This window comes from Streptomyces mayonensis (genome assembly GCF_018982965.1).
Classification (GTDB): domain Bacteria; phylum Actinomycetota; class Actinomycetes; order Streptomycetales; family Streptomycetaceae; genus Streptomyces; species Streptomyces mayonensis.
The window spans coordinates 15,039-37,350 of the sequence record NZ_JACBYP010000014.1 but is presented as its reverse complement, the minus strand read 5'-3'; the positions used below and the strand labels follow the sequence as shown (position 1 = coordinate 37,350).

Here is a 22,312-nt window from a genome sequence, read left to right as displayed (position 1 = left end):
TGAACGAGACCGGGTGCACTCTCCGGGTCCACGATCGCTGACATGCGCTCATCCCGCCCACACCCGCTGCTCGTTCCGGCGCTGCTGTGCGCACTCGCCGTCCTCGGGGCCCGTCCCGCCGACGGGGACGGAGGGGCCGGCGCCGCTCCCGGAGCGCAGGTGGCGCGGCTGTACGAGGAAGCGGCCGACACGACCCGGCAGTACGAACAGGGGCGGCGCGAGGCCGAGGCGCAGCGGGCGAAGGCGCTGGAGTACGAGAAGCAACTGGACCGGGAGCGGCGGAAGATCGACGCCATGCACGAGGACCTGGGCCGGATCGCCCGTGCCCAGTACCGCGGTACCGACGGGCTTCCGCTCACCGCGCGGATGCTTCTCGCCGACAGTCCCGAAGAGCTGATGCGCGGTCAGCGGGTCGTCTCCCGGGCCAACCTGGCCGTGAACCGGGCCCTGGGCAGGAGTCTGCGGGCGCAGGACCGGCTCGCCGCCGACGAGGCCAGGGCGCAGGCGGTCTGGAAGGGGCTGGAGAAGCGCAACGCCGAGCTGGCGAAGCTGAAGACGAAGATCGAGGGCAAGCTGGCCGCGGCGCGTGCACGGCTGCAGGGAGCGGCGGACGCCTCCGTCACAGCCGGCTCGTGCCCCGGCGCGGTCCGCCTCGACCAGCCGGAGGACGGGCGCACCGGCCGGTCCTGGGTGGCACCGGTGGAGACCTACGAGCTGTCGGCCTCCTTCGGCAGCGGCGGCTCGCGGTGGGCGCACCGGCACACCGGTCAGGATTTCGCGGTGCCGGTGGGGACACCCGTGCGGTCGGTCGGCACGGGCCGGGTGGTGGCGGTGACCTGCGGCGGCGCCTTCGGCATCCAGGTCGTCGTCGAACACCCGGGCGGCTACTACACGCAGTACGCCCATCTCTCCGCGGTCGCCGTCGACCAGGGGGACCGGGTGGAGCCCGGGCAGCGGATCGCCCAGTCGGGCAGCACCGGCAACTCCACCGGGCCCCACCTGCACTTCGAGGTACGGGTCACACCCGACATGGGTTCGGCGCTGGATCCGGTGCCGTGGCTGTCGCAGCGCGGGGTGCCGCTCTGACGCTTCTGCGCGACCGGGCTCAGGGAAGCTCCGCCAGCACCTGCTCGATCACGACCGCGACCCCGTCGTCGTTGTTGGCGACCGTCTGGCCGGAAGCGGCGGCGACCACGTCGGGGTGCGCGTTGCCCATCGCGTACGACCGGCCCGCCCAGGTGAGCATCTCCACGTCGTTCGGCATGTCGCCGAAGGCGACGACCTCGTCGTGGGAGATACCGCGTTCGGCGCAGCAGAGGGCGAGGGTACTGGCCTTGGAGACGCCCGGGCCGCTGATCTCCAGCAGGGCGCTGGGACTGGAGCGGGTGACGTTGGCGCGGTCGCCGACGGCGAGGCGGGCCAGCGTCAGGAAGCCGTCGGGGTCCATCTCGGGGTGGAAGGCAAGGATCTTGAGGACCGGCTCGGTGGCCGCCCGGCCGTCCGGCGCCAGGATCTCCTCGGCGGGCAGAAGGTCGTCGGGGACCTCCAGGTGCATCTTCGGATAGGCGGGCTCCTGGTGGAAGCCGTAGGTCTGCTCGACCGCGTACACCGTGCCGGGAGCTGCCTCGCGCAGCAGCCGTACGGCGTCCAGTGCGTTCTCCCGGGGCAGTTCACGGACCTTCACGAAGCGGTGCGCGTCCGGGCCGCCGTGCAGGTCGACGACGGCGGCGCCGTTGCCGCAGATGGCGAGGCCGTGCCCATGGACGTGGGCGCTGACGACGTCCATCCAGCGAGCGGGGCGGCCCGTGACGAAGAAGACCTCGATGCCCGCCTCCTCCGCGGCGGCCAGTGCGGCGACCGTGCGCGGGGAGACCGACTTGTCGTCGCGCAGCAGGGTGCCGTCGAGGTCGGTGGCGATGAGGCGCGGGCGGGTGGCGGCGGCCGAGGGCTCGGGCTGTCGGGTCGCTGAGGTCACTCGGTCATTGTCACGCATATGCGTGCACGACCGTGCACTGGTCCGCACATCTGTGAGCTACGGCTCTCCGTTCCGGTCTTCATTCCGTTACCGGCTCCCGCGTCGCGGCCGTCCCTCATCCGTTCAGCTGGGCGGGAGCCTCCATGGCGATCCGCTCGAAAATCTTCTCGTCCGCGGTGAAGTCCGAGTCGGCGATGGGCCAGTGCACGACCAGTTCCGTGAAGCCCAGATCGCGGTGGCGGCCGGCGAAGTCCACGAACGCGTCCACGGACTCCAGCGGGCGGCTGCGGTCGGGTGTGAAGCCGGTGAGCAGGACCTTGTCCAGTTCGCGCACGTCGCGGCCGATGGCCGCGCAGGCGTCGGCCAGTCGGCCGCCCTGGTCCGCAGCGCCCGGTCCGACTGCTCAGGGGTGCCGCTCTCGTACAGCTTCGGGTCGCCGGTGGTCACCCATGCCTGTCCGTACCGTGCGGCGAGTCCCAGCCCGCGCGGGCCGGTCGCGGCCACCGCGAACGGCAGCCGGGGCCGCTGCACGCAGCCCGGGATGTTGCGCGCCTCGTGCGCCGAGTAGAAGTCGCCCTCGTAGGAGACGGCGTCCTCCGTCAGGAGACGGTCGAGCAGGGGCAGGAACTCCTCGAACCGGTCGGCACGCTCACGCGGCGTCCAGGGCTCCTGGCCCAGCGCAGTGGCGTCGAAGCCGGTGCCGCCCGCTCCTATACCGAGGGTCACGCGGCCGCCGGAGATGTCGTCGAGGGAGATGAGTTCCTTGGCGAGCGTCACGGGGTGCCGGAAGTTGGGGGAGGTCACCAGGGTGCCCAGGCGCATCCGCTCGGTGACGGTTGCCGCGGCGGTGAGTGTCGGCACGGCACCGAACCACGGGCCGTCGCGGAAACTGCGCCAGGACAGGTGGTCGTAGGTGTAGGCCGTGTGGAAACCGAGCTGCTCGGCGCGTGTCCAGGACGTACGGCCGCCTTCGTGCCAGCGGCGGTACGGGAGGATCACGGTGCTCAGACGCAGACTCATGTCTGGGAGCCTATGCGGCGACGGCCGTGGTTTCACGTGAAACGGCCGTAGCTGTCCTCACCTGCGAAGGCACTCGATGCCCGAGTGACGAAACGTCCGTCCCGACGCTGCGTGAGCGGCACCGATCATGCGGGGCCGGTGCCGGAGGGAAAGCGGAGATAGCGCGGTGGCACGGTCGCCGTCAGCCAGACTCCGTTCGCGCTGACGCGGAGGACGTGACCGTCCCGGTGCATGGCGGCTGCGTCCACCGGCAGTACGACCGGCCGGCCGCGGCGCGAGCCGACCCGGGCCGCGGTCCCACGGTCGGGCGAGAGGTGCACGTCGTGCCGCTTCATCGGCCGCAGCCCCTCGGCCCGGATCGCGTCCAGACACCGGGCGACCGTCCCGTGGTACAGGTACCGCGGCGGGGCGGCCGCGGGCAGCGCGAGGTCCACGTCGATGCTGTGGCCCTGGCTCGCGCGGATCCGGCCGCCCTCGATCGCGAAGCGCTGTTTGTCGTTGGTGGCGACCACGTGATCGAGGTCCTCGCGGGTGAAGCGGAAGCCGTGTGCGGCCGCTGCGGCGATGAGGGCGTCGATCGCCACCCAGCCGGCCGCGTCCGGAGCGAGGCCGATGAGCTCCGGCCGGTGGCGCAGATGCTTCGCCAGATACCTGGACACCTTCACGGTGCGTTCGTTGTCCAGGGCGGCGGAGGTGACGGCGGAGGTGTCCGTGACATGCACGTGTTCTGGTTGCATGGGGCCAGCCTGCCGAGAGAGACACGCGTCACGCGATCGATTTTGCCGCGGAGGTTTGATCCACAGTCAAGTCGAGTTATCCACAGGCAGGTTGGCCGTATCTGTGGAAACTAGAGCGGCGGCTTCACCCGCGCGAGTCGCCTCAGCACCCCGGGAGCGAAACGGGACATGAGGCGTGCCCCGCGCGCCTCCGGTGTCACCGGGGCCACCGCCTTGTTCTGCACGACGGCTTCCAGGACCGCGTCGGCCACCCGCTCCGGGGGGTAGTTGCGCATCCCGTACAGCCGCGCGGCGCGGCCCCGCAGTCGCTTCTCCTCCTGGGCGTCGACGCCTGCGAAGTGCGCGGCCGAGGTGATGTTCGTGTTGACGAACCCCGGACACACCGCCGTCACCCCGATGTCCTGCCCGGCCAGTTCGGCGCGCAGGGACTCGCTGAGCATCAGCACGGCCGCCTTGGACGTGCCGTAGGCGGCCAGTGCCCGGGAGGGCTGGAAGGCCGCCGCGGACGCCGTGTTGACGATGTGGCCGCCCTGCCCGCGCTCCGCCATCTGCCTGCCGAAGAGGCGGCAGCCGTGAATCACGCCCCACAGATTGACGTCGAGGACCTTCCTCCAGTCCTCCGGGGTGGTGTCGAAGAAGGAGCCCGACAGACCGATGCCCGCGTTGTTCACGAGCACGTCGACCACGCCGTACTCGGCGGCTACCCGGGCCGCCAGCTTCTCCATGGCCGGCTCGTCGGAGACGTCGACGGTCTCCGCCCAGGCCGCCGGCGCGCCGATCAGCCGGGACAGCTCCGCGGTGCGGGCGGCGGCCTCGGCGTCCCGGTCGACGGCCACCACGCGCGCGCCCGCCTCGGCGAACGCGAGTGCCGTGGCCCGGCCGATGCCGTTGCCCGCCCCGGTGACCAGGACCAGCTGTCCGCCGAAGCGGTCGGCGTACTTCCCGCTGCCGCCCATCCCGGGCCGGCCGTCCTCCACAGCGGTGACGAACTCCGTGATCCACCCGGCCAGCCGGTCCGGCCGGGTGCGGGGCACCCAGTGCCCGGCCGGCAGTGTGCGCCGGGTCAGCCGCGGCGCCCACGACTCGAGCCCGTCGTAGAGCCGCTCGGACAGGAACGCGTCGCCGAGGGGCGTGATGAGCTGCACGGGGGCGTGCGCGTAGGCGTCCTCGCGCGGGTGGCGCAGCCGGGCCCGCACGTTGTCCCGGTACAGCCACGCCCCGTGCGCGGCGTCCGTCGGCAGGGACGCGGTCGGGTAGTCGCCGCGGGGAACCTGCTCGACGCGTTCCAGGACGCGCGGCCAGCGCTTGCCGAGCGGGCCGCGCCAGGCCAGCTCGGGGAGTACGGGGGTGTGCAGCAGGTAGACGTACCAGGACTTGGCGCCCTGGCCGAGGAGCTGTCCGACCCGGCGCGGAGTGGGGCGCTTGAGGCGCTTGTTGATCCAGTGCCCGAAGTGGTCGAGGGAGGGGCCGGACACGGAGGTGAAGGAGGCGATGCGGCCCTCGGTGCGCCCGACCGTGACGAACTCCCACGACTGCACCGAGCCCCAGTCGTGGCCGACCAGGTGCACGGGCCTGCCGGGACTGACCGCGTCCACGACGGAGAGGAAGTCGTCGGTCAGCTTCTTCAGGGTGAAACCGCCGCGCAGTGGGCTGGGCGCGGTGGAACGGCCGTGGCCCCGCACGTCGTAGAGGACGACGTGGAAGCGCTTGGCGAGACGGGCGGCGACTTCGGACCAGACCTCCTTGCTGTCCGGATAGCCGTGCACGAGGACGACGGTGGGATGCCGCGGGTCGCCCAGCTCGACTACGCACAGGTCGACCCCGCCCGTGCGCACCCGGCGCTCGCGCGCCCCGTCCAGCACCGTCATGTCTCCTCCGCCCAGCGCCGCGTGCGCGGCAGGTCGTCGTCCGGCAGCGAGGCACTCCACGTGTGGCGCCGCGTGCCCCTCGGGGGTCCCGCTTCTTCGTGCAGGGTCCGGCCGCCGAGGCCGTGACACCCCCTCGTCCACCGTCGCGCTGCGGCGAGTGCCGGCCTCCCACCGTCCCGTCGCGGTGGGGGGAAGGCCGCGCTACTCGCCCGTAACGTGATGCGGCTGAATCTTCCAGCCGTTAGACCTGACGTCAACAGTGCCGGGAGCCCGGTACCGCGGGCCCTTCCGTGGCTCTCAGGTACGGCATCCCCTACGGGCCCGTACTACTCGAGACTGACCCGAAGACGGCTCTGCGGTCTGACGACCGCAGTGGCGCTCGTCACTACTGTCGTGGATGTGACTGTGATCGCGACCGAAAGCCTGAGCAAGCGGTTCCCCCGGGTGACCGCGCTCGACCGGCTCTCCGTGGACATCGGACCCGGTGTGACCGGACTCGTCGGCGCCAATGGCGCCGGCAAGTCCACTCTGATCAAGATCCTGCTGGGTCTGTCTCCCGCCACCGAGGGCCGGGCCGAAGTGCTCGGACTCGATGTCGCCACCAAGGGCGCCGACATCCGCGAGCGGGTCGGCTACATGCCGGAACACGACTGCCTGCCACCCGACGTCTCGGCCACCGAGTTCGTCGTCCACATGGCACGCATGTCCGGCCTGCCGCCCACCGCGGCCCGGGAGCGCACGGCCGACACCCTGCGCCACGTCGGCCTCTACGAGGAGCGCTACCGGCCCATCGGGGGCTACTCGACCGGCATGAAGCAGCGCGTGAAGCTCGCGCAGGCCCTGGTCCACGACCCCCAGCTGGTCTTTCTCGACGAGCCGACCAACGGCCTCGACCCCGTCGGCCGCGACGAGATGCTCGGCCTCATCCGCCGCATCCACACCGACTTCGGCATCTCCGTCCTGGTCACCTCCCACCTGCTGGGCGAGCTGGAACGCACCTGCGACCACGTCGTGGTCGTCGACGGCGGGAAGCTGCTGCGCTCCAGCTCCACCACGGACTTCACCCAGACCACGACCACTCTCGCGATCGAGGTCACCGACACCGACGAACACCCGGACGGCACCCGCGCGGTGCGCGAGGCGCTCGACGCGCGCGGGGTGGCCGTCCAGGACGGCAGCGGCCTGCCCGGCGCCGGGCACGTTCTGCTGCTCACCGCGACGGGCGAGGAGACCTACGACCTGGTCCGCGACGTGATAGCCGGCCTCGGCCTCGGCCTCGTCCGCATGGAGCAGCGCCGGCACCACATCTCGGAGGTCTTCACGAACAGCGACGCAGAACGGAAGGAGGCGGTCGGCCATGGCAGCTGAACAGCCCACAGCCACGGTCCCGGGCGACCAGACCCGCATCCACAACATCGGCTACCGCAACTACGACGGCCCCCGCCTCGGCCGCGCCTACGCCCGCCGCTCGCTGTACTCGCAGTCCCTGCGCGGAGCCTACGGCCTGGGCCGCTCGGCCAAGTCCAAGGTGCTGCCGATGCTGCTGTTCGTGGTGATGTGCCTGCCGGCGGCCATCATCGTCGCGGTCGCCGTCGCCACCAAGGCCAACGACCTGCCCCTGGACTACACGCGCTATGCGATCGTCATGCAGGCCGTCATCAGCCTCTACATCGCCGCCCAGGCGCCCCAGTCCGTCTCGCGCGACCTGCGTTTCAAGACCGTGCCGCTGTACTTCTCACGGCCGATCGAGACCGCCGACTACGTCCGCGCCAAGTACGCGTCGCTGGCCTCGGCCCTCTTCATCCTCACCGCCGCCCCGCTCCTGGTGCTCTACGTGGGCGCGCTGCTCGCCAAGCTCGACTTCGCGGACCAGACCAAGGGGTTCGCACAGGGACTCGTCTCCGTGGCACTGCTCTCGCTGCTCTTCGCCGGCCTCGGCCTCGTCATCGCGTCGGTCACCCCGCGCCGCGGCTTCGGCATCGCGGCCGTCATCGCCGTGCTGACCATCAGCTACGGCGCGGTCTCCACGCTCCAGGCCATCGCGGACGTCCAGGCCGGCTCCGGATCCGTCGCCTGGATCGGCCTGTTCTCGCCGATCACCCTCATCGACGGAGTGTCGTCGGCCTTCCTGGGCGCCACCTCCGCCTTCCCCGGCGGGGTGGGCCCGGGCAACGGGGAGGGCGCGGTCTACGTCCTCGTCACCCTCGGCCTGATCGCCGGCGCCTACGGCCTGCTGATGCGCCGCTACAAGAAGGTGGGACTGTGACCACGCTGAACATCGACCACGTCTCCCGCTGGTTCGGCAACGTGGTCGCCGTCAACGACATCACCATGACGATCGGTCCCGGCGTCACCGGCCTGCTCGGCCCGAACGGCGCGGGCAAGTCCACCCTGATCAACATGATGGGCGGCTTCCTCGCCCCCTCCACCGGCAGCGTCACCCTCGACGGACAACCGGTCTGGCGCAACGAGTCCATCTACCGGCACATCGGCATCGTCCCCGAACGCGAGGCGATGTACGACTTCCTCACCGGCCGCGAGTTCGTCCTGGCCAACGCCGAACTGCACGGCCTGGGCGCCAGGGCCGCCGACGAGGCGCTCGCCACGGTCGAGATGGCCCACGCGCAGGACCGGAAGATCGCCACGTACTCCAAGGGCATGCGCCAGCGCGTGAAGATGGCCTCCGCCCTCGTCCACCAGCCTTCGCTGCTGCTGCTCGACGAGCCGTTCAACGGCATGGACCCGCGCCAGCGCATGCAGCTGATGGACCTGCTGCGGCGCATGGGAGACGAGGGCCGCACGGTGCTGTTCTCCTCGCACATCCTCGAAGAGGTCGAGCAGCTCGCCTGGCACATCGAGGTCATCGTCGCCGGACGCCACGCGGCCAGCGGCGACTTCCGCAAGATCCGCCGTCTGATGACCGACCGGCCGCACCGCTACCTGGTGCGCTCCAGCGACGACCGGGCCCTCGCCGCGGCGCTGATCGCCGACCCGTCGACGTCCGGCATCGAGGTCGACCTCGCCGAGGGCGCCCTGCGCATCCAGGCCGTCGACTTCGGCCGGTTCACGGCCCTGCTGCCGAAGGTCGCCCGCGACCACGGCATCCGGCTGCTCACGGTCTCGCCGTCCGACGAGTCCCTCGAGTCCGTCTTCTCGTATCTCGTCGCGGCGTAGGAGGCCGAAGAATGTACGACCCCACAGTCGCCCGGCTCACCTACCGGGCTCTGCTCGGCCGCCGCCGGGCCCTCATTCTGGGCGCGCTGCCCCTGCTGCTGCTCGTCATCGCTGTGGCGGTGCGCGGGCTCGCCGGAGCCGACGACCAGACCACCGCGGACGTGCTGGGCGGGTTCGCCCTCGCCACCATGGTGCCGATCATCGGCGTCATCGCCGGCACCGGTGCCATCGGCCCCGAGATCGACGACGGCTCGGTGGTGTACCTGCTGTCCAAGCCGATCAAGCGGCCGACGATCATCTTCACGAAGCTGATCGTCGCCATAGCCGTGACGATGGTCTTCTCCGCCGTGCCCACGCTGCTGGCCGGTCTGGTCCTCAACGGCAACGGCCAGCAGGTTGCCATCGCCTACACGATCGCCGCGCTGGTCGCCTCCATCGCCTACGCCGCGCTGTTCCTGCTGCTGGGCACCGTCTCCCGGCACGCGGTGGTCTTCGGGCTCGTCTACGCGCTGGTCTGGGAGGCCCTGTTCGGCTCCCTGGTGCCGGGCGCCCGCACGCTGAGCGTCCAGCAGTGGTCGCTCGCGGTGGCCGAGAAGGTCGCCGACGGCAACCTGGTCACCTCCGACGTCGGCCTGCCGACCGCGACGGTGCTGCTCGCCGGGGTGACCGTGCTGGCGACCTGGTACGCCGGCCAGAAACTGCGGTCGCTGACGCTGGCCGGGGAGGAGTGAGCGACCCCGGTGGTGCCCGCCGGGCAGGAGGGAGCAGGCCCCGGTACTGACGGGGCCTTCACCCGGGCTCCGGCACACCGGCACAGTGGCCCACACGCACGGGCGTCGGGCGCACGGATCCACGCCAGGCAGGCCCCGCCACGCGGGCTCACCGCGGACGGGCGCCACAGACTCGGGCGCGCCCTGCCCACCGGCCGCCCCGCGCTCGGAACCCACCCACACAGGCCTCGCACTCCACGGACCCGGTCGTGAGAGGCCCGAGGCGACGTTCGGAGGCCGGGTATACGGAGGAAGGTCGTCGGAGAGACCGGACGCACGGCGAACGGACGCATGGCGAACGGCGCTCCGAGAGCAGACAGACGTACGGAAAGCACGAGGACGCGAGGCTGGGAGGAACTGATGGCGGGCCGCACACCTCGACAGGACGGGCGTGAACAGCCGGAGGACCGTACCGGGGAAGCCTTCGACTCGCCCCGGGTCGGGGGCACGCCCGGGGATGCCGCAGGGGGCGCCACACGCGGCGTCACTCGGGACGCGTCCCCGGACACCCCCTGGGACGACCTCGTGCTGGACGAGGAGTTCGTGCGCGGGGCGGGAACCTCCGAGCCGTCGGCCCGCGCCCGGATGCTCGCCGCCCGGTGGAGCCGCGAGCGGCCGGAGCCGCAGCCGTGGCGCTCGGACGAGCCGCCCGCCGGATGGTTCTTCAGCAGGAGCCGCAGGTGGCGCCGGGGCTGACGCGGCGTACGTCCGCTTTTAATCGGTGGCGCCCGGCTTGCGGCGGCGGCACTGTGGTGGATGCACGAGGCTGGACGGCGCCGGTGCAACGGGCGGCCGCTTCGAGCACGCGGGATGCCTCGCGTGGGCCGACCGACGGGGACGTCGGCGCCGTCCGGACCGTGCTTCTGACCGGGCCGACACCGGCGACCCGACGCGGAGCGGCCCCCGGCGGGTGCGCGAGCGGCACCGCTGCGGTGCGCGAGCCGCGCCTCCGTGGTGGGCGAGCGCCCCCGCGGTGCGCCCGTCGGCGTCAGGCCGGACGAGCCGACAGACGCTCCAGCACTACCGCGATGCCGTCCTCGTCGTTCGAGGACGTCACCTCGCCGGCCACCGCCTTCAGCTCCTGGTGGGCGTTGGCCATCGCCACACCCCTCGCGGCCCAGCCGAACATCGGAACGTCGTTGGGCATGTCGCCGAAGGCGATCGTGTCCGCGGCCTTCAGACCGAGCCGGCGTGCCGCCAGTGAGAGGCCGGTCGCCTTGGACAGACCGAGGGGGAGCAGCTCGACCACGCCCGCGCCGGCCATGGTCACCGTGACGAAGCCGCCCGCGGTGCGCCGGGCCGCGTCGGCCAGGTCGTCGTCCGACAGGGTCGGATGCTGGATGTAGATCTTGTTGAGCGGAGCCGACCACAGGTCCGAGGCGTCGGTGAACGGAACCGCGGGAAGGTCGCCCCCGACCTGGTAGCCCGGGCCGACCAGCACGTCGCCGTCCAGACCGTCCCGGCTGGCGGCCAGGTACAGCGGACCGGTCTCCGCCTCGATCTTGGCCAGTGCCACCCCGGCCAGCTGCCGGTCCAGCGTGACCGAGGTCAGCAGCCGGTGCTCCCCGGCGTGGTAGACCTGCGCGCCCTGACCGCAGACGGCCAGCCCGTCGTACCCGAGGTCGTCGAGGATGTGCCGGGTCCACGGAACGGCGCGGCCGGTGACCACGATGTGCGCCGCACCCGCCGCGGTGGCGGCGGCGAGCGCGTCCCGGGTGCGCTGCGAGACCGTGTCGTCGCCGCGCAGCAGCGTGCCGTCGAGGTCCGTCGCGATCAGCCGGTACGGGAAGGAACCGGCGGGGGCGGGGTGGGGGCCGGTGTCGGTCACTTGGCCACCGGCTCCAGGACCTCCCGGCCGCCCAGGTACGGGCGCAGCACCTCGGGAACGCGGACCGAGCCGTCGGCCTGCTGGTGGTTCTCCAGGATCGCCACGATGGTGCGCGGAACGGCGCACAGCGTGCCGTTGAGCGTGGCCAGCGGACGCACCTTCCTGTCCTCACGGACCCGGATCGACAGCCGCCTGGACTGGAACTCGGTGCAGTCCGAGGTGGAGGTCAGCTCGCGGTACTTGCCCTGGGTCGGGATCCACGCCTCGCAGTCGAACTTGCGCGCGGCCGAGGAGCCCAGGTCGGCGGAGGCCACGTCGATCACCCGGAACGGCAGTTCCAGCGAGGTCAGCCACTGCTTCTCCCACTCCAGCAGGCGCCGGTGCTCGGCCTGGGCGTCCTCGGGCAGGACGTAGGAGAACATCTCGACCTTGTCGAACTGGTGTACACGGAAGATGCCCCGGGTGTCCTTGCCGTGCGAGCCCGCCTCGCGGCGGAAGCAGGGCGAGAAACCGGCGTAGCGCAGCGGCAGCCGCTCCGCTTCCAGGATCTCGTCCATGTGGTAGGCGGCGAGCGGCACCTCGGACGTGCCGACCAGGTAGAGGTCGTCCTTGTCGAGGTGGTACACGTCCTGGGCGGCCTGGCCGAGGAAGCCGGTGCCGGCCATCGACTGCGGGCGCACCAGCGCCGGGGTCAGCATCGGCGTGAAGCCGGCCGCCGTGGCCTGGGCGATCGCCGCGTTGACCAGGGCGAGTTCCAGCAGCGCGCCGACGCCGGTCAGGAAGTAGAAGCGCGAGCCGGAGACCTTGGCGCCGCGCTCCACGTCGATGGCGCCGAGCAGCTGGCCCAGCTCCAGGTGGTCGCGGGGTGCGAAGCCCTCGGCCGCGAAGTCGCGGTGCGTGCCGTGCGTCTCCAGCGTGACGAAGTCCTCCTCGCCGCCGACGGGCACGTCGGGGTGGACGAGGTTGCCGAGCCGCTGGAGCAGCTCCTGGGTCTCGGCGTCGGCGGCGTCGCGCTCGGCGTCGGCGGCCTTGACGTCGGTCTTCAGCTGCTCGGCCCGGCCGAGCAGCGCGGCCTTCTCGTCACCGGTCGCCTTGCCGATCAGCTTGCCGAGGCCCTTCTGCTCGGCGCGCAGCTCGTCGAAGCGGACGCCGGACGACCTGCGCCGTTCGTCGGCGGACAGGAGGGAGTCGACGAGCGCGACGTCCTCTCCACGGGCACGCTGCGAGGCGCGCACACGGTCGGGGTCCTCACGGAGCAGGCGAAGGTCAATCACATGGTCAAGGCTACCGGTGAGCGGTGGCGGGTCTCGACCCACTATTGCTGCACGGAGGTCCCTGTTCCGTTATGTGGGTATTGCCCCGTGCGTGCGGTGGCTGTTGACCATCGCTTCACAGGTCAAGGAAAGCGGGCCGACCCCCCGGAACGAGGCAGAATGCGGACGGCGGGTTGACGGGATTCCCTTGTGGGGTGCGGGACTTGGGGGCTGTTTTCCACAGTGGTCCACAACCTCGGAAAGTTATCCACAGGCTGTGTGAAAGATCTGTGGACTGCCGGAAGTGATCATTCCTAATTCCTGAGAACCGCTCGCCCAAACCCTCCACGACCCCACTTTCGAGTGGAAACGGGGCACCCGGCGTCACTCCGGAGTATGGCGGGCGAGAAACAGGTGGACGAAGGGTGACCAGGGGCTCTGTGGAGGATGTAGGGGATTGTAGGCGGATTTGTCGACTGAATACCGCTTCGTTGTCGACTTGTCCCCAGGTCGAGAAGCAGACCTGTGGATAACTCCTGTGGACAACGAAAATCAGGCCGTACGACCGGCCTGCCGGGGCAGGCGAAGCGTGAAGGTCGACCCCACGTTCGGCGTGCTGACCACGGTGACCGTTCCCTGGTGCGCCTCGGCCAGGCGGCGCACGATGGCGAGCCCGAGGCCGCTGCCGCCGCTCTGTCTGCTGCGTGATTTCTCCGCCCGCCAGAACCGGTCGAAGATGTGCGGCAGTTCGTCGGCTGCGATTCCGGTTCCGGTGTCCGCCACGTCGATCACGACGGTGTCGGGCTCGACTCGGGCGCTCAGGGTGACCGACCCGCCCGCGGGTGTGTAGCGGATCGCGTTCGACACCAGGTTGCCGATCATCTGTCGTATGCGTACGGGATCGGCCATGACCACGACGGGGCCGTCGTCCACGACGGTGAGGGTCACTCCTGCCGCCGTGGCCGTGGCGCGGTTGGCCACGGCGGTGGCCGACAGCAGTTCCACGACCTGGACCGGCTCCGGGACCGGACGGAGTTCGCCGGCCTCGGCCGCGGAGAGGTCCCGGAGGTCGTCGACGATGTGCTGCAGTTGGAGCGCCTGTCCCAGCAGGGAGGAGACCAGATCGGCGTCGGGCCGCGCGAGGCCGTCCTCCACCGCCTCCAGCCAGCCCCGGATGTTGCTCACCGGGGTACGCAGCTCGTGAGCGATGTCGTTGGTCATGTCCCGGCGGGCCGATTCCAGCTGTTCACGGCGTTGTGACATCGAGTTGAAGGCGGCCGACAGTTTCGCGATCTCGTCGCCTCCCCGGACCACCACGCTGGGGGACGGCTCTCCGGCCTCCATGCGCATGGCCGCACCGGTGAGCGTCCTGAGCGGCTTCACCAGGCGGATGCCCGTCAGCGTGGTCACGGTCACGGTCACCACCAGCACGGCCGCTGCCCAGCCGGCGATGTGCAGCCGGTTCTCGGAGGAGAGGTCGAAGAACGTCGTCGCCGTACGCCCGGGGCTGCTGACGTAGAGCAGCGCGGCGGGCGCCACGTACGGGGCCAGTTGCTGGCTGCGGCTGGTGGTCAGACACGACAGGACGGTCGACTCCGGGGGCGCGTGCCGGGTGAGCGGTTCCCAGCTGCCGTCGACGGCGAGGCGCACTCCTTCCGCCTCCCGCCCGGCCAGACACGCGTTGACGAGGCTCGTGAGCGCCTCCAGGGCTTCCGTTTCCGACGGCGTCGGATCCGTGAGCCCGGTGCCGCTGCAGTGCTGCTCACCCAGGGCGGACATGCCGCCGGGGTCCGTCACCACGACCTTCGGGCGTCCGGCGGGCGACATCTGGACGTGGGACCGGATGTCACCGAACTCGCGCAGGCACAGGACCGTCCGCTTCGCGGTGCGCGTCAGCCTCTCGCTGTCCCGTCCGGACAGCTTGAACGGCCCCACGGCCCGGGGGTCGATCCGCTCCGTCCCGGTGCGGCTGCCGTCCGCGGCGTTCTTGTCCAGCTCGGGGGCGACGGCCAGCGGGTCGATGACCGCGGTCGTCTGCTGCGGACGCTGGAAGGGGCGGTTCCGGTCGGACTCCGAGTCCGCCAGGAGGCGGCCGTCCTCGCCGAGCAGAACGATGCGGTGACCGGCCGACCGCGCCAGGCGGTCGACGGTGGGCCGGACGCCGTCCCACCCCGGGTGCGTCGCGGCGTACCCGAGGAGGGTGTCGTAGATCCGCGCGTCGTCGGCCAGTGCCTGCCCCCGTTCGCGGCTGAGCACGACGGCGGTGGTCTGCACGACCACCCATGCGGTGGCCGTGATCGAGCAGACCGACACGAGTGCCGACACCGCCAGCAGGCGCAGCAGCAGACTGCGGCGCAGCGGCACGGCCGATATCCGCACCCTGCCCTTGGGGGACCGGGACCGAAACCGGGACTGAAACCGGGACTGAAACCGGAACCGGGGCCTAGCCATGCGGGTGCGCCTGCGGGTCGTGCGGGGTGTCCGCGAGCTTGTAGCCCACTCCGTACACGGTCACCAGGGGCGTGCCGTCCCCGGGGCCGGAGCGCACGTCCTTGATCTTGCGGCGCAGGTTCATGACGTGGACATCGACGGTCCGGGGGGTGATGAAGGGGTCGGAGCCGTGCAGACGCTCGAGTATCTGCGCCCGGGACAGCACCTGGCCGGCGTGCTCGGCGAGCATGTCGAGGAGGCGGAACTCCCCCGGCGTGCAGTGGATCGCACGGCCGTACGCCCACGCCTCGTGACGGGCACGGTCGACGCTCACCGGGCCCGCCCGCAGGACAGGACCGCGTGCCTCCCGGGCGGCCTCGGCGTCCGGGACCCGCTCGCTGCGGCGCAGCAGTGACCGGATGCGTGCCATGAGTTCGCGAGGACTGAAAGGTTTCGTCATGTAGTCGTCCGCGCCCAGGTCAAGGCCGAGCAGGAGATCGTCCTCGGACGATCTGGCCGTCAGCATGAGCACCGGGAGGTGCGCGAGCCGGGGGTCCGCCCGGACGACGCGGCACACGTCCAGCCCGTCGACCCGCGGCATCATCACATCGAGGACGAGCAGGTCAGGGCACCGGCCGCGCAGCAGGTCGAGGGCGGTGCGGCCGTCATGGACGAGGGTCACCTCGTGGCCCTCGTGCTCCACATAGCGGCGCACCAGTTCCGCCTGGTCGGCATCGTCCTCGGCCACCATCACATGTGCACGCATGGCGGCAGTCTAGGAACGGGAACGGTGGTGTCCCGTCCGTGCCGGGGGATGCAGACCGTACCGCCAAGGGATCCTGACAATTGCCTGACAGTGCTGCCGGACGCTGATCGGTATGAACAGGCATGCAGAGCGTTCGACGTTGCTCACCCGTCCCCTCGACGCGCCGGAACACTCCCGTACTCCGCGTACCCCGGGCACGCGCCGCCCGCGACTGCGCCTCCTCGCCGTCGGCCTGGCCGTGGCCGGGCTCTCGCTCACCGCCGCCTGCGGCAGCGGCGGGGACACCGAGGCCGACTCCGGCAAGGGTGTGGACACCCTGGAGTCGGGCTCACCGAAGGACAAGGACAAGGAGAAGGACAAGGAATCGGCGTCGAAGGACGGCGGCGACTCGGCCGTCGACCCCAAGCGCCCCCAGCTGAGGCTGGACACGTCCGAGGAGGAGAAGCAGCGGCTCACGGACGCCTACAACGCGTGCCTGCAGGCGCACGGCGTCCCCATGAACACCAAGCGGGCGGCCCTTGCGGGGGCCAAGCAGGCAGCGCCCCAGCAGGGCCGGGCGGATGCCGCCAAGTACCGCCCCGCCTACGAGGCCTGCGAGGTCAAGCTGCCGCTCCAGCCTCCGGAGACCCGGCCCGAGAGCAATCCGGACTACGCGGACGACTTCCGCGTGTACGTCAAGTGCCTCCAGAAGAAGGGCATGAAGATCCACCTGATCAAGGACACGAGTGTCAGCGCGGACGGCCTGGGCTGGACCTACGACGAGGACACCACGGGCACCCTCCCGGACTCCCAGGTTCTCGAGGCCGACCGGTCGTGCTCGCTGGAGGCGTTCGGTGACAAGTAGCGGCTCGCCGCGGAAGCGGCCGCGCCGTGCCACCCGCACCGTGCGCCGGGCGACCGTGCTGGTGGCGGTCCTCGTGGTGGCCGCGGGCGGCGTCTACGGGGCAAGAGCGCTGTCGGACCACGGCAAGGAGCAGCAGCCCGGCCCCGCAGCGGCTCCCTCCGCCCAGACCACCCGGGTGAAGCGGGCCGACCTCTCCGACTCCCAGACGCTGCCCGGGTCCCTGGGCTACGGAGGCCGGGTCACGGTCAAGGGGAACGGGAAGGGCATCATCAGCCGGCTGCCCGACTCCGGCGCGGTCGTTTCGCGGGGCAAACCCCTGTACTGGGTCGACGACGAGCCGGTCACGGCGTTCTTCGGCGACACTCCCTTCTTCCGCACGCTGGACAAGGCGGGCACGACCGGTCGGGACGTGACCGTCCTCGTCGAGAACCTCGAAGCCCTCGGCTACGACATCGGCCCCCGGCCGCAGCAGTCCGCGGCGTCGCGCGAGGACAGCACCGCCGACGACGCCGGCACCGAACTGACCACCGGTGTACTGGCCGCCCTCAAGCGCTGGCAGCACGACACCGGGCAGGAGGCCACCGGCACGCTGGAACCGGAGCGGGCCGTGGTCGTGTCCGGCCCCTCACGCGTCGACGCCGTCAAGGCACAGCTGGGGGACCCGGTCGCCGAGGAGGTCCTCACCCTCACCTCGCAGAAGAAGACGATCACGGTGGAGGTCGACGCGGGCAGTGCCGGCTCCGTGCACGAGGGCGACGAGGTCTCCGTCGTCCTTCCCGACACCAAGAGCGTTCCCGGCAAGGTGAAGTCCATCGGCACCACCGTGCAGGGGGGAGACGAAGCGTCGGGAGCCGGCACCGACACGGCCCCCACGTTCCAGGTGAAGGTCCAGCCGACGGACTCCAAAGATGTCGAGGGGCTCGACGCGGCCTCCGTACAGGTCGTCTTCACGTCCACGACCAGGGAGAACGTCCTGGTGGTCCCCGTGGGCGCGCTCCTCGCCCTGAGCGAGGGCGGCTACGCGCTGCAGCGCCCCGGCGGGAAGCTGGTCGGCATCGAGACCGGCCTCTTCGCCAAGGGCCTGGTGGAGGTCGAGGGAGCCGGCGTCAAGGAGGGCGACGTGGTGGTGACGGCGTCATGACCGGCCCTCCGGGAACGGGCGCGGCCGTGCTCACCGTGCTGAACGCCAGCAAGGTGTACGCGGGAGGGGTCACCGCACTCGACGACGTGTCCCTGACCATCCGGGAGGGCGAACTGCTGGCGATCGTCGGCCGCTCGGGCTCCGGCAAGTCCACTTTGCTGAACATCATGGGCACCCTGGACAGACCGACCGCCGGCACGGTGCTGATCGGCGGACGGGACGCCGCACGGCTGTCGGACCGGAGACTGTCCGCGCTGCGCGGACGCTGGCTGGGCTTCGTCTTCCAGCACTTCCACCTCACGGACGGCCTCACCGCCGAGGAGAACGTCGCCACCGGACTGCTCTACTCGGGCGTCCCCCGCCGCCGTCGGCAGCCGATGGCGGCCGCCGCCCTGGACCGGGTCGGTCTCGCCCGTCGCACCCGCCACCTGCCGCACCAGCTCTCGGGAGGCGAACGCCAGCGGGTGGCCATCGCCCGGGCACTGGTCAACGAGCCGGCGCTGGTACTCGCCGACGAGCCGACCGGCGCCCTCGACACCGCGAACGGACAGTCCGTGCTCCAACTGCTGACCCAGCTGAACAGCGAAGGCACCACCATCGCCGTCATCACCCACGACCGGGACATCGCGGCGTCCCTGCCGCGCAGGATCGAGATGTCGGACGGGCGCGTCGTCACCGACTCGCACCTCGACGCGTCTCTCGTCCCCGGGGGCGGCGCGTGACCGGCGACGGGCCGCGCCACGGGGACGACGCCGCCCCGGCGGGCGCCCGGGAGCACCGGGTTCCGGGCCGCCGGGCCGCCGGCCGGCGCGACGATCCCTCCCGGCCCGTGCGGCTGGCCCCGTCGGACATCCTGCGCCTGGGGCTGCTCGGCATCCGCGTTCGCCCCATGCGGGCCGCCCTTTCCGCGCTCGGCATCTCGATCGGCATCCTCACCCTCGTCCTCGTCACCGGGATCCCGGCGTCGAGCCACGGGGCGCTCGACCGGGAGCTGGCGGCGATGGGAACGAACCTGCTCCGGGCACAGCCGCAGCCGAACCAGAAGCCCCCTGTGCTGCTGCCGCCGGATGCGGCGAAGATGGCCGCCAGGATCGGCCCGGTGAGCCGCACGAGTGCCGTCGCCAACACGCACGCGATCGTCCGGCGGTCCGACCGGACCGACCCCAACGACGGGCTCGGGCTCAGCGTCCTCGCCGGCCAGGACGATCTGCTCTCCGCGGTGAACGGCCGGGTGAGGTCGGGCCGCTTCCTGAGTCCCGCGACCAACCGTCTGCCCACCGTCGTGCTGGGCCACGAGGCCGCCGCCCGGCTGGCGATTCCCCGTATCGTCCCGGGGCAGGAGGCCCCGCAGGTCATCATCGACCAGACCTGGTTCACCGTCATCGGCGTACTCGACCCGGTCCCGCTCGCCGAGGACCTCGACCGCTCGGTACTGGTGGGCTGGCAGGCGGCGGAACAGGAGCTCGGTTTTGACGGGCACCCCACGGTCGTCTACGTGCGAGCCGACGAGGACGCCATGGAAGACGTGGCCGACGTCCTCCCCGCCACCGTGTACCCGCAGCTCCCCGGGCTGGTGCAGGTGAGCCGGCCCTCGGACGCCCTGGCCGCCAAACGCGCCGTGAACAGCACGTTCTCGGTTCTCTTCCTGGGACTGTCGGGGGTGGCCCTGCTGGTCGGCGGCATCGGAGTCGCCAACACCATGTACATCTCCGTGCTCGAACGGCGCAGTGAGATCGGCCTCCGGCGCGCGCTGGGAGCCAACCGGGGGCAGATCCGCGGCCAGTTCATGACCGAGTCCCTGGTGCTCTCCCTGCTCGGCGGCCTGTCGGGGACGGTGATCGGCGTTCTCGCCACCGTCGGCTACGTGACGTACCAGGGCTGGCCGCTGGTGATCCCGCTGTCCGCCGTCGCCATGGGTACGGGCGGAGCGATGGTCATCGGTGTCCTGGCGGGGATGTACCCCTCCGTCCGCGCCGCCCGGCTGGCGCCGACCGAGGCGCTGAGCACCGGCTGAGCCCGCTGCCGCGGAGGGCAGCGGGCCGGTTCGCCCGGACAGGGTTCCGGGCCCCACCGCACGGGCGGTCCCGGACCGCTGATCGCCTCCGCACTCCCGGACCGGACCGCCCGGGCAGGTCCCGGGAATGCCCGGAGGCGCCCGCCGGAACCGTCGGTCAGAACCGTCCGTCCTGGCAGCGCGCCACCCAGTCCGCGGCCGCCACGAAGTCCTCGTCCGAGGTGCCCGGCCGCGCAGCGTCCACGTCCGCCGGCCCGGCCTCGGCCCGCGGGTACGACCCCAGGTAGCGCACCTGGAGACAGGACCGCTTCAGACCCATCAGTGCGTCGGCCACCCGGCGGTCGGTGATGTGCCCCTCGGCGTCGATGCAGAAGCAGTAGTTGCCGATGCCGGCGCCGGTGGGGCGGGACTGCAGCAGCGTCAGGTTGACACCGCGGGTGGCGAACTCGCCCAGCAGGTCGCGCAGGCCGCCGGGGTGGTCGTCGCGCTGCCAGAGCACGACGGACGTCTTGTCCGCCCCGGTCGGCGCCGCGGGCCGGGCCGGGCGCCCCACCAGTACGAAGCGCGTCTCGGCGTTCTCCGCGTCGTGGATGTCGGCCTCCAGCACCTCCAGGCCGTAGCGCTCCGCGGCGAACTCGCCCGCGAAGGCCGCGTCGTACCGGCCCTCCTGCACCAGACGGGCGCCGTCCGCGTTCGAGGCGGCGGACTCCCAGGCCACGTCCGGGAGGTGCGCCTTGAGCCAGTTGCGGACCTGCGGCTGGGCGGCGGGGTGCGCGGTGACCGTCTTGATGTCCGACAGCTTGGTGCCCGGCCGGACCAGCAGCGCGAAGGTGATGGACAGCAGCACCTCGCGGTAGATCATGAGCGGCTGGCCTGCGACCAGCTCGTCGAGGGTGGTGGTGATGCCGCCCTCGACGGAGTTCTCGATCGGTACGAAGGCGGCCTCGGCCTCGCCGGTGCGCACCGCGTCGAGTGCGGACTGGACCGAGACGTAAGGCACCAGGTCCCGGGTCGCCGTCTCCGGGAGTGTGCGCAGGGCGACTTCGGTGAAGGTGCCTTCAGGGCCGAGATACGCGTAACTGGCTGGCATGTCCTCACCCTAATGGGCCCGGAGGGACGGGGCGGACGCGTCTCGTGCGGGCCCCTCCCCGGGGTGATCCCCCGCCGGTTTCATCCCTCCAGCAGCCGCTGTCCCACGTACTCTCCCTCGGCCGCCCCGCCCGGCACCGCGAACAGACCGCTCGCCTCGTGCCGGATGAACGGAGACAGCGCGTCGCCCCGGTCCAGCTTGCGCTGCACGGGCACGAAACCCCGCAGCGGATCGGCCTGCCAGCAGATGAAGAGCAGGCCCGCGTCCGGAACGCCGTCGGCGTCGAAGCCGTCGTGGTACGAGAAGGGGCGGCGGACCATGGCCGCGCCGCCGTTCTGATCGGGGCGGGTGATGCGGGCGTGGGCGTTGACGGGGACGACGAGACTCCCGGAGCCGTCCGTCTTCTCCAGGTCCATCTCGCTCGTCTCGGTGCCCCCGGACAACGGCGCGCCGTCGGACTTGCGGCGGCCGATGACGGCCTCCTGCGCCTCGAGGGAGAGCTTCTCCCAGTCGTCGAGGAGCATCCGGATGCGGCGTACGACGACGTAGGAGCCGTTCGCCATCCAGGCCGGGTCGTTTCCCGGCTGCCCGGGGACGAAGATCCGGCGGTCGAAGTCGTCCTCGGAGGGCTTCGGGTTGCGCGTGCCGTCGACCTGGCCCATGAGGTTGCGGGCGGTCATGGGGTGGGCGGTGGCTCCCGGTGAGCGGTTGAAGCCGTTCATCTGCCAGCGGATGCGGGCGGCCGACCCGGCGTCCTGCTGGAGGGCGCGCAGGGCGTGGAAGGCCACCAGGGCGTCGTCGGCGCCGATCTGCACCCACAGGTCGCCGTTGCTGCGGTTCTTGTCGAGGTGGTCGGAGGAGAAGTCCGGGAGCGGGTCGAGGGCGGCCGGGCGCTGCGCCTCCATTCCGGTCCGGCCGAAGAAGCTGTGTCCGAACCCGAAGGTCACGGTGAGCGAGGAGGGACCGGCGTCCCGGGCCACGTCCGTGTCACGGCTTCCGGCCGGCTCGCCCGCCATCAGGCGCCGGGCGGTCTCGGACCACCGGCGCAGCAGGGCGGCGGCCTCCTTGCGGCCGGTGCCCGCGGCGAGGTCGAAGGCGACGAGATGGCCTCGGGCCTGCAGGGGTGTGGTGATGCCGGGCTGGTGTTTCACGTGAAACATCGCCCGCTCGCTGCCGAGCGAGGTGAGGGGAGTGGCCGCCGAGGAGGGAGCGGCGGCATATCCCGCGGCGGCGCCCGCCGCGCCGAGCACGAGCCCGGTGGCACCGGCGGTGCCGAGCAGGCGCCGGCGGGAGAAGCCCTCGCGGTCGGCGCCGCTCCCGGAGTCGTGCGGCCCGGGCCCGCCGGAGGGCGTACGGGGAGCCTCGGAGCTCCGGGCCTGCGGGACGGACTGGTCTGTCATGG

Annotated in this window: 19 protein-coding genes and 1 pseudogene; 10 read left to right on the top strand and 10 right to left on the bottom strand. The window is 71.6% G+C overall.

The window, feature by feature from the left end:
• The first annotated feature begins 42 nt into the window (after positions 1–42).
• Positions 43–1,086 (top strand): M23 family metallopeptidase, encoded by a 1,044-nt coding sequence (locus HZS56_RS07930; protein WP_216719976.1) that lies wholly within the window; start codon positions 43–45, stop codon positions 1,084–1,086.
• A 19-nt stretch (positions 1,087–1,105) separates the two neighbouring features.
• Here HZS56_RS07930 and HZS56_RS07925 read toward each other — a convergent pair whose 3' ends face one another.
• The 4 genes and pseudogenes from HZS56_RS07925 to HZS56_RS07910 form a co-directional block, all read right to left on the bottom strand.
• A complete protein-coding gene (locus HZS56_RS07925; RefSeq protein WP_216719975.1) occupies positions 1,106–1,993 on the bottom strand; it encodes an HAD family hydrolase in 888 nt (295 codons plus the stop codon).
• Between the two features lie 97 nt (positions 1,994–2,090).
• Positions 2,091–2,995 (bottom strand): annotated as a pseudogene (locus HZS56_RS07920) (LLM class flavin-dependent oxidoreductase).
• Positions 2,996–3,120: 125 nt separating this feature from the next.
• Positions 3,121–3,678 carry an RNA 2'-phosphotransferase gene (locus HZS56_RS07915; protein ID WP_216720033.1) on the bottom strand — a complete coding sequence of 186 codons (558 nt, stop codon included), beginning with the start codon at positions 3,676–3,678 and terminating at the stop codon, positions 3,121–3,123.
• Positions 3,679–3,842: 164 nt separating this feature from the next.
• Positions 3,843–5,600, bottom strand: a complete 1,758-nt coding sequence (locus tag HZS56_RS07910; RefSeq protein WP_216719974.1) for an SDR family oxidoreductase — start codon at positions 5,598–5,600, stop codon at positions 3,843–3,845.
• A 405-nt stretch (positions 5,601–6,005) separates the two neighbouring features.
• Between HZS56_RS07910 and HZS56_RS07905 the strand changes: the two genes are divergently transcribed.
• From HZS56_RS07905 to HZS56_RS39200, 5 genes are all read left to right on the top strand, one after another.
• On the top strand, positions 6,006–6,968 hold the full coding sequence (locus tag HZS56_RS07905) for an ABC transporter ATP-binding protein (protein ID WP_216720032.1): 963 nt from the start codon (positions 6,006–6,008) through the stop codon (positions 6,966–6,968).
• Positions 6,958–7,866, top strand: a complete 909-nt coding sequence (locus HZS56_RS07900; RefSeq protein ID WP_216719973.1) for an ABC transporter permease — start codon at positions 6,958–6,960, stop codon at positions 7,864–7,866. The genes HZS56_RS07905 and HZS56_RS07900 overlap by 11 nt, the downstream gene beginning before the upstream one ends.
• Entirely contained in the window at positions 7,863–8,774 is a 912-nt protein-coding gene (locus HZS56_RS07895; RefSeq protein WP_216719972.1) for an ABC transporter ATP-binding protein, read from the top strand. The genes HZS56_RS07900 and HZS56_RS07895 overlap by 4 nt, the downstream gene beginning before the upstream one ends.
• Positions 8,775–8,785: 11 nt before the next feature.
• Positions 8,786–9,505 (top strand): ABC transporter permease, encoded by a 720-nt coding sequence (locus tag HZS56_RS07890; protein WP_216719971.1) that lies wholly within the window; start codon positions 8,786–8,788, stop codon positions 9,503–9,505.
• 564 nt (positions 9,506–10,069) lie between these two features.
• The gene (locus tag HZS56_RS39200) at positions 10,070–10,240 is read left to right on the top strand and encodes an SGM_3592 family protein (RefSeq protein ID WP_444875596.1); all 171 of its coding nucleotides are present in this window, start codon (positions 10,070–10,072) and stop codon (positions 10,238–10,240) included.
• Between the two features lie 292 nt (positions 10,241–10,532).
• Here HZS56_RS39200 and HZS56_RS07880 read toward each other — a convergent pair whose 3' ends face one another.
• The 4 genes from HZS56_RS07880 to HZS56_RS07865 all read right to left on the bottom strand — a co-directional run bounded on the left by HZS56_RS07880 (position 10,533) and on the right by HZS56_RS07865 (position 15,821).
• Complete coding sequence (locus tag HZS56_RS07880) at positions 10,533–11,372, bottom strand: HAD family hydrolase (RefSeq protein WP_216719970.1); 840 nt, start codon at positions 11,370–11,372, stop codon at positions 10,533–10,535.
• Entirely contained in the window at positions 11,369–12,646 is a 1,278-nt protein-coding gene (gene serS, locus HZS56_RS07875; protein WP_216719969.1) for a serine--tRNA ligase, read from the bottom strand. The genes HZS56_RS07880 and serS overlap by 4 nt, the downstream gene beginning before the upstream one ends.
• Before the next feature lie 531 nt (positions 12,647–13,177).
• Positions 13,178–14,989: a sensor histidine kinase gene (locus HZS56_RS07870; protein WP_308408022.1), complete on the bottom strand. Its 1,812-nt coding sequence runs from the start codon at positions 14,987–14,989 to the stop codon at positions 13,178–13,180.
• 79 nt (positions 14,990–15,068) lie between these two features.
• On the bottom strand, positions 15,069–15,821 hold the full coding sequence (locus tag HZS56_RS07865; RefSeq protein WP_216719967.1) for a response regulator transcription factor: 753 nt from the start codon (positions 15,819–15,821) through the stop codon (positions 15,069–15,071).
• Between the two features lie 112 nt (positions 15,822–15,933).
• Between HZS56_RS07865 and HZS56_RS07860 the strand changes: the two genes are divergently transcribed.
• The 4 genes from HZS56_RS07860 to HZS56_RS07845 are packed head-to-tail and all read left to right on the top strand — an operon-like array spanning position 15,934 to position 19,820.
• Positions 15,934–16,665, top strand: coding sequence for a hypothetical protein (locus HZS56_RS07860; protein ID WP_216719966.1), 732 nt, complete (start codon positions 15,934–15,936; stop codon positions 16,663–16,665).
• A complete protein-coding gene (locus HZS56_RS07855) occupies positions 16,655–17,806 on the top strand; it encodes an efflux RND transporter periplasmic adaptor subunit (protein WP_308408021.1) in 1,152 nt (383 codons plus the stop codon). The genes HZS56_RS07860 and HZS56_RS07855 overlap by 11 nt, the downstream gene beginning before the upstream one ends.
• Positions 17,803–18,528 carry an ABC transporter ATP-binding protein gene (locus HZS56_RS07850; RefSeq protein ID WP_216719965.1) on the top strand — a complete coding sequence of 242 codons (726 nt, stop codon included), beginning with the start codon at positions 17,803–17,805 and terminating at the stop codon, positions 18,526–18,528. The genes HZS56_RS07855 and HZS56_RS07850 overlap by 4 nt, the downstream gene beginning before the upstream one ends.
• Positions 18,525–19,820 carry an ABC transporter permease gene (locus tag HZS56_RS07845; RefSeq protein ID WP_308408020.1) on the top strand — a complete coding sequence of 432 codons (1,296 nt, stop codon included), beginning with the start codon at positions 18,525–18,527 and terminating at the stop codon, positions 19,818–19,820. The genes HZS56_RS07850 and HZS56_RS07845 overlap by 4 nt, the downstream gene beginning before the upstream one ends.
• A gap of 157 nt (positions 19,821–19,977) precedes the next feature.
• On the opposite strand, the gene pheA is transcribed toward HZS56_RS07845, so the two are convergent.
• Both pheA and efeB read right to left on the bottom strand, forming a co-directional pair.
• Positions 19,978–20,910 carry a prephenate dehydratase gene (gene pheA, locus HZS56_RS07840; protein WP_216719964.1) on the bottom strand — a complete coding sequence of 311 codons (933 nt, stop codon included), beginning with the start codon at positions 20,908–20,910 and terminating at the stop codon, positions 19,978–19,980.
• 80 nt (positions 20,911–20,990) lie between these two features.
• On the bottom strand, positions 20,991–22,310 hold the full coding sequence (efeB, locus tag HZS56_RS07835) for an iron uptake transporter deferrochelatase/peroxidase subunit (RefSeq protein WP_216719963.1): 1,320 nt from the start codon (positions 22,308–22,310) through the stop codon (positions 20,991–20,993).
• Positions 22,311–22,312: the final 2 nt, after the last annotated feature.